15 protein-coding genes and 1 pseudogene are annotated in these 18,746 nt (G+C 49.6%); 3 read left to right on the top strand and 13 right to left on the bottom strand.

Features of this window, described 5'->3' with window-relative positions:
* Positions 1-24: 24 nt before the first annotated feature.
* The 6 genes from SBI19_RS24275 to SBI19_RS24250 all read right to left on the bottom strand — a co-directional run bounded on the left by SBI19_RS24275 (position 25) and on the right by SBI19_RS24250 (position 5,409).
* A complete protein-coding gene (locus SBI19_RS24275; protein ID WP_317972109.1) occupies positions 25-492 on the bottom strand; it encodes a hypothetical protein in 468 nt (155 codons plus the stop codon).
* 28 nt (positions 493-520) lie between these two features.
* Positions 521-1,246, bottom strand: coding sequence for a hypothetical protein (locus SBI19_RS24270; RefSeq protein ID WP_317972108.1), 726 nt, complete (start codon positions 1,244-1,246; stop codon positions 521-523).
* 68 nt (positions 1,247-1,314) lie between these two features.
* Entirely contained in the window at positions 1,315-2,427 is a 1,113-nt protein-coding gene (locus SBI19_RS24265; RefSeq protein ID WP_317972107.1) for a GerAB/ArcD/ProY family transporter, read from the bottom strand.
* Positions 2,428-2,449: 22 nt separating this feature from the next.
* Positions 2,450-2,677 carry a hypothetical protein gene (locus SBI19_RS24260; protein WP_317972106.1) on the bottom strand — a complete coding sequence of 76 codons (228 nt, stop codon included), beginning with the start codon at positions 2,675-2,677 and terminating at the stop codon, positions 2,450-2,452.
* Between the two features lie 6 nt (positions 2,678-2,683).
* Entirely contained in the window at positions 2,684-3,898 is a 1,215-nt protein-coding gene (locus SBI19_RS24255) for a Ger(x)C family spore germination protein (RefSeq protein WP_317972105.1), read from the bottom strand.
* Positions 3,899-3,900: 2 nt separating this feature from the next.
* On the bottom strand, positions 3,901-5,409 hold the full coding sequence (locus SBI19_RS24250; RefSeq protein WP_317972104.1) for a spore germination protein: 1,509 nt from the start codon (positions 5,407-5,409) through the stop codon (positions 3,901-3,903).
* 195 nt (positions 5,410-5,604) lie between these two features.
* Here SBI19_RS24250 and SBI19_RS24245 point away from each other — a divergent pair, with 195 nt between their 5' ends.
* Positions 5,605-6,444 carry a hypothetical protein gene (locus SBI19_RS24245; RefSeq protein ID WP_317972103.1) on the top strand — a complete coding sequence of 280 codons (840 nt, stop codon included), beginning with the start codon at positions 5,605-5,607 and terminating at the stop codon, positions 6,442-6,444.
* A 67-nt stretch (positions 6,445-6,511) separates the two neighbouring features.
* Here the strand turns inward: SBI19_RS24245 and SBI19_RS24240 are convergent, their stop codons facing one another.
* On the bottom strand, positions 6,512-7,378 hold the full coding sequence (locus SBI19_RS24240) for an AraC family transcriptional regulator (RefSeq protein ID WP_317972102.1): 867 nt from the start codon (positions 7,376-7,378) through the stop codon (positions 6,512-6,514).
* A gap of 110 nt (positions 7,379-7,488) precedes the next feature.
* On the opposite strand from SBI19_RS24240, the gene SBI19_RS24235 reads away from it, so the two are divergent.
* On the top strand, positions 7,489-8,601 hold the full coding sequence (locus tag SBI19_RS24235) for a glycoside hydrolase family 88 protein (protein WP_317972101.1): 1,113 nt from the start codon (positions 7,489-7,491) through the stop codon (positions 8,599-8,601).
* 102 nt (positions 8,602-8,703) lie between these two features.
* Here SBI19_RS24235 and ilvN read toward each other — a convergent pair.
* From ilvN to SBI19_RS24220, 3 genes and pseudogenes are all read right to left on the bottom strand, one after another.
* Positions 8,704-8,949 (bottom strand): annotated as a pseudogene (gene ilvN, locus SBI19_RS24230) (acetolactate synthase small subunit); the annotation flags it as partial.
* Positions 8,946-10,643: a biosynthetic-type acetolactate synthase large subunit gene (gene ilvB / locus SBI19_RS24225; protein ID WP_317972100.1), complete on the bottom strand. Its 1,698-nt coding sequence runs from the start codon at positions 10,641-10,643 to the stop codon at positions 8,946-8,948. The gene ilvB and the pseudogene ilvN, both read right to left, overlap by 4 nt.
* A 1,129-nt stretch (positions 10,644-11,772) precedes the next feature.
* On the bottom strand, positions 11,773-13,377 hold the full coding sequence (locus SBI19_RS24220; RefSeq protein WP_317972099.1) for a hypothetical protein: 1,605 nt from the start codon (positions 13,375-13,377) through the stop codon (positions 11,773-11,775).
* Positions 13,378-13,613: 236 nt separating this feature from the next.
* Between SBI19_RS24220 and SBI19_RS24215 the strand changes: the two genes are divergently transcribed.
* Complete coding sequence (locus tag SBI19_RS24215; protein ID WP_317972098.1) at positions 13,614-14,675, top strand: Gfo/Idh/MocA family protein; 1,062 nt, start codon at positions 13,614-13,616, stop codon at positions 14,673-14,675.
* A gap of 116 nt (positions 14,676-14,791) precedes the next feature.
* Here SBI19_RS24215 and SBI19_RS24210 read toward each other — a convergent pair whose 3' ends face one another.
* The 3 genes from SBI19_RS24210 to SBI19_RS24200 all read right to left on the bottom strand — a co-directional run bounded on the left by SBI19_RS24210 (position 14,792) and on the right by SBI19_RS24200 (position 18,079).
* Positions 14,792-15,640 (bottom strand): carbohydrate ABC transporter permease, encoded by an 849-nt coding sequence (locus SBI19_RS24210; RefSeq protein ID WP_317972097.1) that lies wholly within the window; start codon positions 15,638-15,640, stop codon positions 14,792-14,794.
* Between the two features lie 3 nt (positions 15,641-15,643).
* On the bottom strand, positions 15,644-16,621 hold the full coding sequence (locus tag SBI19_RS24205; RefSeq protein ID WP_317972096.1) for a carbohydrate ABC transporter permease: 978 nt from the start codon (positions 16,619-16,621) through the stop codon (positions 15,644-15,646).
* Between the two features lie 63 nt (positions 16,622-16,684).
* Positions 16,685-18,079 carry an ABC transporter substrate-binding protein gene (locus tag SBI19_RS24200; protein WP_317972095.1) on the bottom strand — a complete coding sequence of 465 codons (1,395 nt, stop codon included), beginning with the start codon at positions 18,077-18,079 and terminating at the stop codon, positions 16,685-16,687.
* Positions 18,080-18,746 lie beyond the last annotated feature (667 nt).

Raw genomic sequence — 18,746 nt, 5'->3', positions numbered from 1 at the left:
CCTAGTCAAATAAAAATTGTTCTCTCAAGCCTCTCGTCCATTCAGCGTCCCAATGCTGATCGCAGAGAACCGGCCGAGCGTTTCGCTCACCATTCTTGATTCATTCTGTTGGCACCGCACGATAAGAACGATAGAAGCTTTAAACCGTGATCGAGGTTTCCTCTCGTCAGATCTATGGACGAACAACATATTCAGTATGTAACCAATGGCTGCCCCTATGGCTAAGCCGATTAGCCCCCATAAGACCGGTCCCCATTTGAGCTCGAAGCCGAAGGAGGCCCCAAGTACGGAGCAGATGGTGCCGACAACAGCCGCTGCATCGAATGCACTGCTGCCGCTCCCTCGATATACCGTATGAAGCAGATCGGGCTTGGCTGCTGTCGATTCCATCGGAACGGCCGCGATATATTCTCGATTAATACCGCTCTTCTCCAATGCTAATATCGCCATCTCCAAATCATCGGATGGTTCGAATGCTGCGATAACATGCAACGTCAACCCCTCCCTCATTCGTTTTCAATTAAAGCAGGTTGTAGTTAGGCGGTTGAACCTCGGTTCTGAAGTATTGGGACTGTTCTCGGTCGAACAGCTCGTTCATTTCGACTCCCATGACATACGCAGAGTAGGCTGCAAAGCAGTACATGGAGGGGAAGAAACAAAACCACTCCGGATCCATCACAGCCCTAGCCTGATCCAAGAAGCCGCAAACGATAAGCACGACCGCCTCTACCAAATGGGAATAGTACGAAATCGCGATACAGCTTACGGAGATGAACGCACCGCCCGGCAGCCGCTGGAGATACAGGTGACCAAGCCCTGGGAAGATCAGTGACCAGATCAGCGCACGACGCGGCGATCGCTTGTTCAGTAAAGCGATCGCAAGACCGTTCATCGTGAACAGCTTTATCGGTTCACGCACGCGCTCTGCCAATAAGCAATGCTTATTCAGCTCAATGGTTTTGCTGTAGCTGTCCCATATTGCATAAATATAGATTGGGATATAGAGCAGAAGCCATCGCGGCACCAACGCAAGCTTAGCTTCATCGAACTGACCGAGAAAAGAGTATACCATCGCTTCGTTAAGATTGACCTTCGTGTTAATGAAGAGCTCCCATACGATTAGAACAAATCCTTTGGTATAGTAGCCGAGAAGCAAGTGTCCAAATCCTGGAAAAGCAGCAGACCACCAGGCAACGACCCAAGGATTGCGAGGCTTTATTTGAACGATATCGAATGCTGTCGTCATACTTGAAAATCTTCTAAGGAACTTCTGTGCGGGCTGGCGCTGCATTCGTGTGCCTCATTCCTCGTTTGTTATTTGGTGATAGATGCATCCCGCGCTCCCCTCATAAGTCCGATAATCAATAGCACAATCGGAATGACTATGCCTATCGTCATAATATAAGGGGGGAACACCATTTCGTCCCAATGCTGCATATAAATCACGTTCGGGTATACAACCTGAGAGAACACGACCATGATCATGGCGCAGGGCAACGTAAGCGTGCGATAATTGTTTAAACGCAGTACCTCCGACAAGCTCGTAACCCAAGAGTAGAAGTAGAAGGTCGTCTTCAAGTAAGTCGTTATAAACCACAATCCGGCTAATATCGCCTCAATCCGTTGGATGAAATTCCCGATGCTTATTTTCTTAACCAGGGCATAGCTGGGAAAAATACTTCTCATCGTAATATCAGGACCCAGAATCCATATGCACAGCAGCGTAACAAACTCCACGCATAACCCGCCTGCCAATGCGGCAAGAAACATACCCATTCGGGCCTGATTCATCTGACGATCTTGTACCCTCGGCAATAAGGCGAACAGGAACACCATCGGCATATAAGCCGTTCCCGCGAATATAATCCCCGCCCAGATGACGGACTTCGTTCCCGCTTCAAATATCGGCAGCATGTTCTTCACTTCGATTTGGGGCGTAAGGGTGGTAACCAATACGAAGAACAAGATTAGAAACCAGGGAAGCATCAGCTCTGACGTACGTGCGATGGACTCCAATCCCATTCGACTGCCCATCACCACAATGATGGCAAATAACGCAGAGGTAAACACGACCGGCGTTCGGGGCAGAAAATGAATTTGAAAAAAGTTGGTCACGTAGAATAACACGGTCGCAGTTCCGAGGAATGAATAGAGCGAATAAATAAGCCCAAGGAAAGCGCCGGCCCATCTCCCCAGCACCGCTTCGCAAATGCCTACGAACGTCTTATCCGGATACATTCGCCACAACGCATAATAGATACCTACGATTAGCATCCCAATGAGAATGCCGACAAGCCCGCCTATCCATGCATCCTGCTTCGCAATGTTGGCCAATCCCGATGGAATGATCAAGACCGTCGTTCCAATCGAGTATAAGAACACGAGCACCATTAATTGACGACCATTTATTTTTCCATTATCAAGCAAAGTTATCCCACTTTCTTGATCGTTAATCGAAGGCTCTCTTCATCGATTCCCCCATCGGTTCGAATACAGCCGCCGCCCAATCGAGCGGGTTCGGCAGGGAGACATGCAGCGCCGCAGCGATACTGATCGAAGTGGCCGCCAGCATCGCAATACTGAACACCCAGAGATCTTTCTTGAATTTCCTTAAGGAAGGCATTTCGATTAGTATGCAGAAACCTGCCAAGATAACGATACCTATAACCAGCCACATGAATCATTATCCCTCACCGTCCATGATGAACGAGTTATCGATCGTGCCCGTTCGCCTAATATTTACTTTTGCGTTTACCGTTAACGATGCTTCGGCAAAATGCTCGTCCCAATCGTTCTCCATTTGCTTCCATGCCTTCAAGTTGCTGCGGTGAAGCGCATCGCCGAAGCCGAAGAAATCACATTTGAATTTCTGTTGGCCCGCCGCGATCGTTCGCTCCACAATATCCTTAAGCGACTTCTCTGCTTCGCGCTCTAATGTATCGATGACGCCCTCATCGGTTATCTCGACCTTGCACATCACTTCTCCCACATTCTGCTCAACATCCAGATCGACGATGAGATGAGGTCTCCCGTTACGAATTTCCGTCTTCATATTCGACTTCGAACGAATGACCTCCAGTGCGATATTCCCCTTCTCGCCTGGGCAAGGAACATGCCCTACGGTACTCTTCACACGGTCGACGATGTAGTTATAGCCCTTGCTCTGCTCTTCGCTTAACCAGCCGATTAATTGATCCATGCGGAATACGGCAAGACCGTTATTTCGCAATCGAGCATCCGGATTAAGCTTCTCGACATTGCTCCTTCGCTTTCCTTTTGCTTCATTGCCAGTCGCTTTAATGCCGCTAAGCACTGGATTATTTCCTTTGCTCTTATAGTCCCTGATGAACATATCCATCGTCATTGCGGACACAGGAGCCCAAGCTTTCTCCGAAACCTGAATGGAGTTGAATATCTTGTTCGCTGGAATTTTATCGAGAGGCGTCAGCAATTCCAAGAGATCTTCAGCGCTTGTACCCTTAGCAACGAGGATATAGAAGTCCATTCGGAGCTCATAGTCCCTCGATAGCAAATCCAACGCTTCTGCGATCCCTTCCCGTGCCAGTTCTTCTCCGATTACGACGATACGAAGATGGGATGCATATATTTTTCTTGGACTGACCGTCGTCATTTTGCGGATCGCTTCGAAAATCGTTACGCCGCTGGCTCTGTACGTGGTAACAGGGGTTGAAAAGCCTGAAGAGCCTTTCGACGTTGCAACTTCGCTGGGCTGCACGACTTGGGCCGTGACTCGATAACGTTCACCCACTTTATCAATCCCAAGACCAACCGAAATGGCAAGCTCGTTCAATTCCCGGCGGTCCCAGCAGCCCGTCAGCGGCAGCAGGAAGACTAACAAGAGCATGACGATCATCCCGCGTTTCACAATAACATTCATGTTCACTTCGCCTTCCTTGCGTGCCATTGGCGAAACGGATTAAGCTTGCCGAACATGGAAGGCCTCGTGTTCATCTTCCGCTGTGTAACCCGTAAAATAACGTCCTTCTGATCGCCAAAATTGAATGGTCCGACCGGCGACATATAAGGGATGCCGAAAGAACGCAAACTGGTCAGGTGCAGCAAAATCGCGATAATGCCGATGAAGATGCCGAACATGCCGAAGGCCGCGGCAAGACCCATGAATAAGAAGCGGCTGATCCTGACCGCGATCGACATATCGAATTCCGGGATCACATAACTGGATATCGCGGTGATCGATACGACAATGATCATGCTTGCCGAAATAATGCCTGCTTCTACGGCTGCCTGACCGATTACAAGCGTTCCGACGATGGAGACCGCTTGTCCGACCGCCCTCGGCATGCGCACTCCGGCTTCTCGTAATATCTCATAAGTCGCTTCCATGATGATCGCTTCGACGAATGCGGGGAACGGTACGCCTTCCCGCTGCGCGGCCAAACTGATAAGAAGCTGCGTCGGGATCATTTCCTGATGATAGGTTGTGATGGCAATGTATAGCGCCGGAACGAGTGTAGCAATGAAGAGTGCGAAATAACGAAGCCCCCGAATGATCGTACTGATATCCGCACGATGATAATAATCTTCGGCAGCTTGGAAGAATTGCACGAACAGGCTTGGTACGAGTAGAACATGCGGGGTCCCGTCGATTAGGATCGCAACCCGTCCCTCAAGCAGAGAACCTGCGATTGAATCGGGCCTCTCTGTATTGATAATGGTCGGGAAAATAGTGAACGTCTCGTCCTGTATGAACTCCTCGATATACCCGCTCTCCAGAATCGCATCCGTATCGATCGATTCGATGCGACTGACGACTTCATCGATCACTTCTTTCGGCGTGAGACCATCGATGTACATGATAGAGACGTTCGTCTGCGTAACCCTTCCTACCGTATATTTCTTCAACACGAGGCTTGGGGATTTGACGATTCTGCGAATCAAGGCGACGTTCACATGAATGTTCTCCGTGAAAGCTTCCTTCGGTCCTCGAATCACCGTCTGATTCGTCGGTTCCGTCACAGCCCGCTGCTCCCATCCCGCCATCGGGATTTGGAGCCCTTCCGTACAGCCGTCTATAACAACGACAACACAGCCTTTCATCAGCGATTGCACCGCTGAGTCCAGACTGTCGAATTTATTGATTTGTCCCACCGTTAGAATGGAGTCCAAGAGCAGATCGGGCACCTCAGCATGCTGACGTCCTTCCGCCGAAATTCGCTCTTGCATTAACGGTTCCAATATAAATTGATAAATTAATTGCTCATCCGATAACCCATCGAAATAGACGAGAGCGATCTGGATCGAACGGTTTGCCGCGCCGACCCGTACCTTGCGGATGATGAGGTCATCGCTGTAACAGGTTTGTTTTCTAATCTCCTCGATGTTCGCTTCCAGGCAGGACTGCATGTTCAAGGTCGTATTCGTCGGCATCGTGCATCCTCCCGTTCTCTTCGTTGTTACCGACCATTATTAACGGACGTTATTTGTTCTAAACGCCGACCATTTCATGCGCGCGACTTGAAGCGAGAATAAGTTCTGGGATATCAGGTTATGATGACATCAGGAAAATGAAGGGATACGTGTTATAGAAGCTTTCAAACACTGTCGTGCAAGGGGAAGTTATTCATGCCTAATGTGGTTCCATACTTGATTTTGATTGTCCTATCGATCTGTGCCTTAACCATTGTTTTTCTTCGGTCCAAACAGTTCGTAACGCTAGTATGGTTCCTCGCTTTCGCTGGCTTGATTTATATTTTCGAATTTATCATTCTGGTCCTATTCCAATCCTATACTTATTATCCGAAGTTGATAGACAATGCTTATTGGGACAGCATGTTCGGCGCCTTTGTGTCCAACTTCTGTGCGGTTCCGGTCGCGGGGATAACGGTCGTTACATTCCGTCTTCGTTTCCGATGGTTCATCCTATTGTCGTTATTCTTCACTGGCGTTGAATGGTTTTTTATCACGATCGATATATATAAGCACAACTGGTGGAGACTTCCCTACACGACTGTATTCTTAATATGTTTCTTCTGGCTGTCGCGCGTTTGGGCGAACCAGACCGCTCGCGGCTCACGATTGATTCGATATTTTTCATTGTTGCTGTTCTCCCTCAGCCTATGCGACTCATTGGCTTTCGGAATGGCCCTTGCAGGAATCAGCCAATATCATATTGGGTGGTTCGCGAACCCAACGCGTGACGACATTCTGGTGAGGTTTATCTTCATCCTGACGACCAGCATCATTCTTTCAACAACAATCTATCGAACAAATGCGATTCGCTGGATCATTATCGCGATAGCTGCAACGCTGGCGCTGCAGATCATCCTGCTCGCGACAGGAATTATGCGCATTTATATCTCTCTGTGGCTGTTCTATCCGATTTTCATTGCCTGTCACTGCCTGATTGCATGGCTGCTAGTGAAGTCTAATCATGCGCTGCTTCAGCAGAAACGGCATGCATAACAAAGAGCCGAGGCATTCGAAGGCCCCGGCTCTTTGTTTTACGTGTAAAAACTAGCGATCGCTATCGCTAGTTTTGGGTCATGCTGTGTTTATATTTGTAAGGCGTCGATCCGACCACTTTCTTGAACGTGTTAATAAAATAAGAAGGGTTCGCCAGTCCGATCCGTTCGCCGATGATCCGAACAGGCAAGTCTGTCGTCTGCAGCAGCCGGCAGGCTTCCTTCATTCGCCTCGCGGCGATGTAATCCGTTATGTTGCTGCCTGTCTCTCTCTGGAACACGCGGGAGATATAGGCCTTGGACAGATGGAGCTCCTCCGAGAGCCGCTCCAGCTCGAACGCCTCAGCGTAATGCTCTTCAACCCACTGCATAATTACCTCCGAGTAGCGAGGCGTCCTTGCAAGTATCGCATCTTGGTGTGAGTCCACCATCCGCCGATTCACCGCAGCTATGTATTGCGCTAACAGCAGCGACGCTTCTTCCCCGTCATTCGATCGTTGTCCTGCTTGCGTTCTATCAAAAGTCTCGCATAGATACAGAAGGCCATCGAGCTCCCCTTGCAGATCGAAAGCCTGCTTTGCGATCTTACCCTGCTTAAGCTTCATGAATAGCTGCTGCAGACGCGGGAAAGGAACAAGTCCTTGTTCAAGCTGCATCGGGTCAAAATGAAACACCGTCCGCACATACGGCGTTTCCGTACTGGCTTCGACAAACACCTTATGCAATTGGAACGGCTGGAAGAAGAACAACATCCCTTGCCTTATATCGTAGGTCTGCTGATTGACGATCACCTTGCCTACGCCTTCATGGACGAGCAGCAGCTCGCAGCCTTGATGCCAATGGTAATAGCCTTTGAACTGCTCGGTGGAGCGGACCGCATGCCCCCAATGGTATGGCTTTTCTTGAAATTGAATCAGCTCGAACAGTCGGTTCATCGCTTCCTCCTCATCAGGACAATAGAACGACATTTTTAATCATTCTACTGCAATCTCAAGGTTCCTCCAACCTCTATAATCAAGCTTAACGACAACAAGGAGGATGAACAATGGACGCAGCCTACCGAACAATGGTGATGGATCGCATTATGCACAAAACAGAGCGCATGCTCGAACAAATCGGTGACCGTTCTCCCCATGTAGCGAGAGAAGATGGGGTTTATGACGATTTGCCGCATTGGTGGTGGACCTCCGGCTTCTGGCCTGGCATCCTCTGGCTTATGCATGATATGACGGGCAGCGATGCTTACCGGCAGGCGGCTTGGGACTGGGATGCGAGAATCGAGCATTGGTTCTCCCGATACCCGCTGGAACTGCATCACGACGTAGGTTTTCAATTCTTGCCGACAGCTGTCATTAAGCATCAACTAACCGGCGATCAAGAAGCGCTGCGCATCGGTCTGAGATCAGCTGATTTCATGGCTGGACGCTTCAATTCTGCGGGCGGCTTCATTCGTGCCTGGAACGGCGATCACATCGGCTGGGCGATCATCGACTGCATGATGAATCTGCCGCTCTTATTCTGGGCAAGCCGCGAATCCGGCGATCCCCGTTACAAACATATCGCCGTTCGCCATGCGGATACGATCTTGAAGAATGCAGTACGCGAAGATGGCTCGGTCGCTCATATCCTCTCGTTCAATGCCGAGACAGGCGAATTCATCGAACAGCTCGGCGGGCAAGGCTATGGACCGGATTCCGCATGGAGCCGAGGCAACGCTTGGGGGCTGTACGGATTTGCGATTGCTTATCGCAATACAGGCGATCAGCGCTATCTCGACGCTTCCAAGCGAATCGCGCATCACTTCATCGCTGCGCTGCCAGATGATGCAGTGCCGCATTGGGATTTCCGTGTGGAGCAGCCAGAAGAAGAGGAGCGCGACAGTTCTGCTGGCGCAATTGCAGCATCCGGTCTTATCGAGATCGCGGAGCATGTTCCGCATGCGCAGAAGCGAATCTACCAAGCGGCTGCGGAGCGTATCCTGACATCTCTAACCGAGCGCTATGCGACGTGGGATCAGCCAGAGCATCAGGCGATTTTACTCCAAGGAACAGGACATAAGCCAGCTGGTGAGAATATTAACGTATCGCTCATTTACGGCGACTACTACTACATTGAGGCGATGGCCAAGCTAAACGGATGGTCTCGGCGGATTTTCTAAATCCCGTAGTTCAGCAAGTGAGCAAGTAAGCTCTGATAGGATGCATTGGCACCCTGTCAGAGCTTTTTTGTTTTACTTTTGCCCCGACAGTATAGAGTCCTTCGGCCCCGCACTCTCGACGGTCAGTCGGATAACATCGATCAGCTTGTTCATCTGCTTCTCGATCTGGTCGATCGTCCACTCATCTCCTGAAGATACAATGATCATTCGCGACAAGCCAACCTCCTCACTGGCTCCAACTGACATGCTGTCGATATTGAACCCGCGGCGGCTGAATAATCCGGTTACCCGGTGCAGGACGCCTGGCTGATCGTTTACAAGTACCGTAATCGTATAGGTCTGCATCATTCGTTCTCCCCCAATAGCATTTGATCTAAGTTCCTGCCGCCTACTACAAACGGATACACATTCTCGTCTCTCGCTACAACAAACTCTACAAGCACGGGACCGCTTGTCTCCAACGCTTCCTGCCATATCTGCTCCGCTTCAGCCTTCGTGCTTGCCCGCAGTCCTTTGATCCCATAAGCCTCGGCCAGTCGAACAAAATCAGGACTTCCCGCCAGATCGATGTGGCTCAGCCGATTGCCATGAATGATCTCCTGCTGCTGTCTCACCATGCCGAGTACCTGATTGTTGATGACAACGATCTTAACCGGAATCTGATCAACAGCGCATATCGCCAACTCCTGTGCGCACATCTGCATGCCGCCATCCCCGTTAATCGAGACAACTAACCGGTCGGGATTCCCAACTTGCGCGCCAATCGCCGACGGGAACCCGAAGCCCATCGTGCCAAGGCCGCCTGAACTGATAATGGAGCGAGGACGCTTGAATTTGTAGAACTGTGCGGCCCACATTTGATGCTGACCAACGTCAGTCGTAATAATCGCTTCCCCGTTCGTCGTCTCGCTGATCATCTCGATCACGTACTGCGGCTTCAGCTCCGTCTCCGAGTCGGTGTACCGCAGCGGTTTCGCTGCTTGATCCGCCTCGAGCGCCGCCCTCCAGCCGCCGATCTGATAAGGCCGTGCCTTCGTATTGGCGTACTGGAGCACATCCTTGATATCGCCAACACAGCCGATATCCGTTTTGATGTTCTTGCCGATCTCCGCTGGGTCAACATCAATGTGGGCAATCGTCTTCGCATGCGGAGCGAATCCAGCCGTGTTCATCGTTGCGCGATCATCGAATCGGGAGCCGATTGAAATAATGAGATCGGCGTTCTGTACCGCCATATTAGCTGCATACGCGCCATGCATACCGAGCATCCCTAGCGACAGCTCGTGGCCGCTAGGGAATCCGCCCAGCCCGAGAAACGTTGTCGTAACCGGTATCTCCGTGAGTCGAACGAATTCCAGCAGCTCGTGAGATGCATCCGAATAGACAACCCCACCCCCCGCAATGATGACTGGCTTCTCGGATTGAGCGATCGCTTCGAGAAGCTGATCAATCGACGCATGATCCGGTTTCGGTGTGGCAGTGTATCCTCGCAATGACATGGAAACACTCTGGGTCGGATCATAGAGCATCTTATGATTGGAGATGTCCTTCGGAATATCGATTAAGACAGGTCCCTTCCTGCCCGTGTTCGCGATATGGAACGCCTCATGCACGATGCGCGGCAGCTCCTGTACGTCACGTACCAAATAACTATGCTTCGTAATCGGCATTGTAATGCTGATAATGTCAGCTTCCTGGAAGGCGTCGCTTCCCATCACGGTTGTCGGAACGTTGCCTGTAATAATAACAAGCGGCACCGAATCCATATACGCTGTCGCGATGCCTGTAACCAAATTCGTCGCCCCCGGTCCTGAAGTCGCTATGCATACGCCAACCTTGCCCGTCGATCTTGCATAGCCATCCGCCGCGTGGATCGCCCCCTGCTCATGCCGCGTCAGAATGTGCTTGAACTCATCGTTGTCGACCATCGCATCGTAGATGTAGAGTACATTGCCTCCCGGGTAACCGAATACGCACTCCGTTCCTTCCTTCAGCAAAGCGTGCAGCAGCACCTCGGATCCTGTCATCAGCTTCTGTTCCATCGTAATTCCTCCTATAATCAAAATTCCCCTTCATCCGCGCGGCAGACAGCGCAAGGCTGATCTGCCATAGGGACGAAAGGGGAATTTTCGTGGTACCACCCTGATTCACCGGCAACCTTACGGTACCGACCTCAAGAGGTGAAGCAGCGCCTCACCTGCAGCACGATAACGTGTGCCACTCCGTTTGAGCCTACTCATCGAATCCACCCGCGGCGTGGACTCAAGCGTTCGGTCAACCAGCTCCAAGACGACATCTGACAGGGATTAAGGCGGAGGTTTCAGCATTCCCTCTGCTCTCTGTACATAAGAGCCCCGTCATTTAATCTTTTCATCGCTGATGTGATATAGATAAGCGGAAAACAAAAACCCCTTCCATCTCCGCAGCATGGCAGTCATCGGACTGTCATGCTACAGGGACGAAAGGGGAACTTTCGCGATACCACCCTGATTCGCCGGGCACCTTGCGGTTCCGGCCTCAAGAGGTGAGGCTGCGCCTCACCTGCAGCACGATAACGTGTGCCACTCCGTTCGAGCCTACTGGTCGGAGTTCCACCGCTGGAACCTAGACGTTCGGTCAACAAGCTCCGAGACGACATCTGACACGGGATTAAGGCCGAGGTTTCAACATTCCCTCCGCTCTCTGTACATAAGAGCCCCTGTCATTTAATCTCATCATTGCTTAGGAAATATGCGTATGGAAACAATAAACCCCTTCCATCTCCGCGGCATAGCAGTCATCGGACTGCTATGCCACAGGGACGAAAGGGGAATCTCTCGTGTTACCACCCTGATTCACCGCGAACCTTGCGATTTACGGTCTCATGAGGTAAGGACGCGCCTTACCTGCAGCACGATAACGTGTGCCACTCCGTTCGAGCCTACTAGTCGAAGTTCCACTGCTGGAACGTAGACGTTCAGTCGACTAGCTCCGAGACGACATCTGACAGGAGATTACGGCAAAGGTTTCAGCAATCCCTCTGCTCTCTGGACATAAGCGCTCTTGTCATTTTTTCTCATCAACGCCGAAGATATTGGACTTATATTAGCACAAGGAGTGAGGGGGATTCAACACCCTTTCACAATATTCACAACTTTGAGGCGATGAATGATGCGCTTTAGTTTGTTCGATTTATTGGGATGCCTCTATCGTTGTCCATCCTTGAAGGAGGTCTAGAAACTGAATAGGTTCTCTATTGCTTGGTTCAAAAATAGCGATCCCCATATATAAATTACCAGGTATGTAGGCCCAAGCATCATCAAGCTCCTTCCCCCATGATCCGCCTGCTGCATACTTGTCTGCCATTGCGATTTGATTCCAGGTTCTCTCGTTCGTTTCATACCATACCTTATTTCCATCCACATCGCAGAGGAAATATATGATATCAAAATCAGAAACGACCTTTATGATTTTCCCGTTAACGAGTTCCGAGCTGAAGCTATGTTGGTATACCTCTTGATTACTCGTTAAGTCGAATTTTCTTAGTACATTCCCATCCGTATTCGTTTCATACAAATAGTCATGCTTAACGCCATCAACTTCCCTGTTCGAGATAATTGAGATGGTGCGCCATCCTTCATGATCGTAATCCGCAACTATTCTAGTGTCAGAAGTATTCATATCATATATGTGACCTGAATCGTCAGTCATAATAGCTTCGTAATACTCCCCGCCTAACCAATACTTAACAACGGTTAGCTCACTCAGCTTGCTTGGTTCTTGCAGCCTAACGGTGTGTGTGATTGTTATTGAATCTGGAGCCTGAGTTGAATCCCTGGCCTGAGATATAATTATCTCGGATATATAACCATTGTCTATGTCGAACAAGATTGCGTTTGCGTCCTGTCCAACGAATAATTTCAAATGACTGCTGTATTCATCGGGTAAAGAATAACGATAAAATGGATTGCTCAATATAGAATCGTCATTGATACTGCCCAGAGGCGCGAACAAAAGCTCTTTATCCCTTGTTATAAAATATCCGCCGCTTTCACCTAATAGATCGGCTGAATAGTCGATCGGACTGCTCGTTAGATTGTCCCAAGCGTCTGGTTCTTCGTTTATCGTGGGTTCGATCAGGATATCAGTGAGCGATTTAATATCTTTCACCTTGTCTGGGGAGAACCATGCTTCATCAGCGGATGAAACATGTGTATCGCTATTAATACTTACGTTCGATACAAAAACCGCTGTATCGGTTTCATCTGTTTGCGCATATAGAAACTCATAGTTCTGTACAAGCAATTGCACCTCACCAACAGTTCCGGGCTTTCCGAATAATCGCTTATCAGATTCATTCTCGAATTTCAGAATGAATTCCCTGACCGGCCTATCGAGATGATACGCATCCGAAATATAGTTTCCGGGGAAATCCTCATCGCTTTCGTAATACACCATAATTTCATCCCCATATGCTTCATCATCGCTGGAGACGTATTCATAATTACCCTTTATCCTGATTTGTCCGTCGAAGCTGATCTTCAGATAACTGATTTCTTGGTTATCCGGATATCGATCGATCTTAAATGCGGATACCTTTGCATCCCCTATTCGGTCACCGATTGCTATTGGCTCTATCGCCGAATTTGGTTCGACGTCGGATGATTCGGTTTGTTCCGTCACCGCTGTATCCGACTTGTGACTAACTCCTTGCTTGCCAACCAAACTAGAATTAAATATTACAACAACCGCAGCCATTAAAATAAACGCACCGACGGCTATCAGATATTTGTTCATATGCTTCCTCCACTGTATGATACGCTAGAAATAGGTTATTTCTGCTTATCAAGCAAACACTAAATTGCTAAAAATTTCAATATTATATCGAATGTCTTTAGCATAATTTTAGTAAACTCTAATCAACAAAAACGCACACCGCCCAGGTGTGTGAAAAATGAGAACGGACCTGCCCTTGCATTCTCTTCCCGCTCTTGCTTCAATGGAGTTATCTTACTTAGGAGTGAGTGATCAGAATGAATTCACCGATTCGGATTGGCATCATCGGAGGCGGGTGGAGGGCTTCCTATTATCTTCGGATAGCAAGCCTGCTTCCCCATCTCTTTCACATAAGCGGAGTCGTCCTGCGCGACCCGACCAAATACAGCGATTTTCTCGCACGATGGAACGTGCCCGTCTACCGCTCAGCTGAGGAATTGTCCGCCAAGAGCGATTTTCTCGTACTTGCGGTGTCCAAGACCGCTGCTGCCGCCTGCATCGCAGACCTCGTCGCTGCCGACATCCCTGTGTTAGCGGAAACGCCACCCGCGACGAGTCTTGCTGAATACGAGCAGCTAGCGGCCATTGCAGCGCGCAATCCATGCATTCAGGTCGCAGAGCAGTATCCGCTGCTGCCACACAACCAGGCACGTACCGCCTACTTGGGCTCCGGCAAGCTCGGCGATGTGCACCATGTTCAGGTGTCAGCCGGCCACGGTTATCATGGCATCAGCCTTATTCGGCAGTGGCTGAACATCGGCACGACGCTGGAATGCGAAATCATCGGACGCCGTTTCTCCATGCCTATCGCCGATACCCCTCATCGAGGACAAGTCTCGTCGAACGAACCTGGCGTCGAGCAGCAGGATATCGCGATCTTCAGCTTCGCAGGCGGCAAGAGCGCTGTGCTGGACTTTGCTCGCTCCCAGTACTTCTCCACCATTAGAAGCAATCGCATCCTCATTCGCGGAACACATGGTGAAATCCAAGACAATACGATTACGCGCAAAATAGCGCCGGATTACTTCGAGACTGCCACGATTCAGCGTACCCAACAGGGACAGGAGGGAAGCTTGTTCAACCTTTCCCTTGCCCGGCTGCAAGCCGGCGCTGACATCCTTTATCGCAATCCGTTCGCTTCTCATTCGCTCTCGGATGAAGAGATTGGCATCGCCGAAGCGCTGCTTCGCATGCGCATCTTCCTGCAGGAAGGCATCTCTTTCTACTCCTTGTCTGAGGCGCTTACCGATGTCCGGCTTGGTTTAAGCATGGACGAGGCGCTGGCCAGCAGCGGAGCGGTCACCGTACGGATCGGGTAGCAGGAAAGTAAGTCTCCCAAACAACAAACAAGCCCCTTCCACATGGAAGAGGCTTGTTTCGCATTTTCTAACCCAATTCTTGCGCGTTCTATCTCTGATGAATTGACTGTGTATCGCTATTCCTTAACGCCGCCAAGAGCGACGCCTGCAATAATATAACGGGAAAGCAGGAAGTAGATGACGAACAACGGTAGAGCCGTCAGCGCGAGGCCCATATAGATCGATCCGAACTCCACCTTGTATATATCGCCTCGAAGCAAACTTACCATGATCGGAAGCGTATATTTGGACTTCTCGGTCAACAGGATGAGCGGCATAAACAAGTTGTTCCAGCTTGCGACGAAAGCGAAAATCGCTTGTGTCGCTAATGCCGGCGTCATAAGCGGCAGGATGATTCGGTTAAATGTCGCGAACTCACCAGAGCCGTCAATACGAGATGCCTCGACAATTTCGAGCGACAGCGTCGAGAGCAAATATTGACGCATGAAGAACACCATTGCCGGTGCTGCAATCGCTGGCAGAATGAGCGGCAGGAAGCTGTTGTTCAAGTGAAGCTGATACATGAACTTATAGAAACCAATCGCACTTGCCTGTGTCGGAATCAACATCACGCACAGAATGAAAGTGAAGAAGGCTTGACGCCACTTCCAGTTGTATACAACGAGCGCATATGCGGTCAACGACGAGAAATAAACAGACAAGGCGGTCGATGAAGCTGAGATGATAAATGAGTTCAGGAACCCTTTAAATGCATCAAAGCCTTTACCCCTCAGCACATTCCAGTTATCACTCAAATGCGTAGATGGCAACAACGACAGACCACTCTGAATTTCCGCTGTAGAGCGCGTAGCATTTACGAACATAACCCAAAACGGGAGGATGCTAAGCAGCGCAAGGCCGATGCAGACGATATAGATGATGGTCTTGTTGAATTTTAATCCCATTGTGCTCTCTAGTTTCGCCATGGATCATACCCCCTTTGCTGCTGCTTTTGCAGCTTTCTTTTGCGCTCTAAGTTTCTTTCTGAGCTGTGCCTCGCTGCGATCACGCATCAGATAGAACATTAGTGCCGCCAGAACGCCTGCAATTACGAACATGATCATACTTGCTGCAGCCGCTTTGTTATACATATAGGCTCCCTTGAACGCTTGCCCATAGATGAACACCGAGGTCGTCATTGTTGCATTGTCAGGACCGCCCGCAGGGGTAATGAACAACTGCGGAATATCGAACATTTGCAGACCGCCCACCATCGACGTAATGAGCGTGAACAACATGATCGTACGAAGACTAGGCAGCGTAACGCGGAAGAACGTCTGAAGCCCGCTTGCGCCGTCAATAGCCGCAGCCTCGAAGAGCGCCGGATTAATGCCCATAACGCCTGCGATCAAGATGATCATCGTGTTACCATACCACATCCAGAACTGAATGAAAGCAACGATGCCCCTTGCAGTGTTTTTATCCTGAAGGAATTGAACCGGTGCATCGATCCATCCAAGCGATTGGAACAAACTATTTACAGGACCCATCGGGTAAGCGAACAGGGTACTGAAGAGCACAGCGATCGTACTCGCCGTGATTATATTCGGCATATAGAGCAACACTTTGAACATGCCCTGTCCCTTAACATTAAGGCGTCGGTTCGTGAACCATGCGGTCAGCAAGAGCGCAAGGGCAATCTGAGGAATGAAGTTCGTAATCCACAAGATAAAGGTGTTAGAAAGAGATGTTCGGAATGTCGCATTGTCGAAAAGAAGTTCTTTAAAGTTCTGGAATGGATTATCCAAGATATGAACCGGTTTCGGGATGACACCTTTCATATCGGTGAAACCAATGACTGCCGTGTACAGCGTTGGATACAAAGCAAAAACGAGAAACACTAATATGAATGGCAAGCTGAAAATATAACCGTACTTCGAGTAATTAATTGTTCCTTTGCGGCGCATGTACTCACCTCATCAATTGATATAAAGGGGCGGGATAAACCGCCCCGCCCCTTCGGCGCCTCTTTATTCGCTTTCGATACCGAGTTGGTCTTTAACGGTTTGCTTGAAGTCTTTGAGCGCAGCTTCGCGGCTCTTGCCGCCCGTTGCGTATGCACGAACTTGGTCGCGCCAGATCAGGTTGATCGACTCGTCGTATTGCGTCAGGTTTTTACCCGAAGCGTTCTTGTTCGCAGGAACGAATGCTTCGAACATATTTTGTCCGCCGAGCAGCGGAACTTCGCCATTGGACTTATCCATTACAACAGACGATGCAACGCTGTCTTTCGTGCCTTGCTCGCCCTCTTTCATCGTGCCGTTAGCCCAGTAGTATTGGAGGCCCGTATCGGACGTGTCGAGCGTTACCCAGTTGATGAAGTCAGCAACTGCTTTCTTCTTCGCTTCATCCTTCGTAACTTCTTTGTTCGCGAGCAGCCAAGTGCCGCCCCAGAAGAAGCCTGTTGGTGGTTCCGTAACAGCCCAGTCACCATTCGTTTCTTTCACTTGATCTTTCATAACATAGTTGATCAGCCAAGCTGGGCCGAAGAAACCGAATACTGGTTTAGCGCCAGCGCCGGACATATCCGCGTACCAAGCTTCTTGCCAGTCTTGCGTGCCGTTGCTATATCCGTTGTCCGTCAGCTTCTTGGAGTAATCCAGGAATTGCTCACGTTTTGGATCGATGTGCAGCTTGCCGTCAACAACCCAGCCTTTGTCGGAGCTGTTCTCGATTGGGTGCCAGATGTCGCCGTCGCCGGAAACGATCGCATAACCTTTTGCTTTCAGCTTCTCAGCTGCTTCGAAGTACTTCTCCCAACCTGGGCCAACTTCGCTCTTGATTGCTGTTGGATCGTCAGTGCCGAATACATCCTTCGCGATCGAACGACGATAGATGAAGCCGCCGCCCGTTGCTTGGTAGCCAAGCGCTCTCAGTTGGCCGTCTTTGCTGCCGATATCTACGGAATATTGAGCGATGCCTGCGTCCTTCACCAGTTGATCCGTGAGGCCCAGGTCCGCGTAGTTTGCTGCATAGTCAGATGCGTCGCCTTGCGTATACTTGAGTACGAATGCCGATTCAGCTGCGTAGATATCTGGAGCGTCTTTACCGCCGCCAGCGAGAGCTTGGTCAAGTGCAGGCTGATAAGCGCCGTCCGTCGTTGCGATAACCGTCGTCTTGAACTCTACGTTCGCGTCCGGATGCGTTTCGGTATACTTTTTCGTCATATTCGGAATTTCGTCCGTGAAGCTCCAGAGATTAATCGTTACTTTCTCATTGCTCTTCGGAGTGTCCGTCGATGTGCTAGAGCCTGTTTCTGAGGGTGATTTGGTATCCTTCGAGTCCGAACCGCCGCAAGCCGTCAGAGCAGTCGTCATAACGAGCAATGCCGAGATTCCCATAAAAGCATGTTTAAAACGTTTCATACTTTCTTTGCCTCCCCTTTTTACAACCCTGTATAATGTAACCGCATTCACATTGTAGTTCTTTCGCTCTGCTGACGTAAGGCTTCCCCGATTGGGTAAAGTACCACTTTTATTAGTTCTTGTTACCCAATGGGCATAATACATTAGATTAATCGATAAAACGAGACAAATACCCATATCTTTCTTGTCTTAAGGAATCCATAAATCTCGTTTCAGTTGCGATTAAGTGTTAGGTTTTATCAATTAGCGTCTCGCTTAACGCTTCTGTTTGCCTGTACGATCCGTCTTGGATATAGTACCTCCAAATTCCTAGCGCTATACGTAATTGTCCATATAAGTTTCATGTCCAACATTATCCAACTCAGTAATGATTAGTGCCTTATCCTATGGCCAATCGGATATTCTGAGCCGCTACACTGCCTTCAAGGGCGTCTCGGCTGCATGCATATAGCTATGTGCCAGAATGAGGCTAGGATCGGCTCCGTTCGGCCATCTTTTGGGAAGCACTCAATGAACAACTATGTTAATTATAATTTGCAACAGGATGACTCTAAGGCAACAAAAAAAGCCTTTATCCATCAAGTGGATAAAGGCTTTTTTCTTCTATCGGGATGACACGATTTGAACATGCGACCCCCTGGTCCCAAACCAGGTGCTCTACCAAGCT

Source organism: Paenibacillus sp. CCS19 (assembly GCF_033239625.1).
In the GTDB taxonomy this organism is placed as follows: Bacteria; Bacillota; Bacilli; order Paenibacillales; family Paenibacillaceae; genus Paenibacillus_T.
Note: the sequence above shows the minus strand (reverse complement) of the source record. Positions and strands in the feature narration are given on the sequence as shown.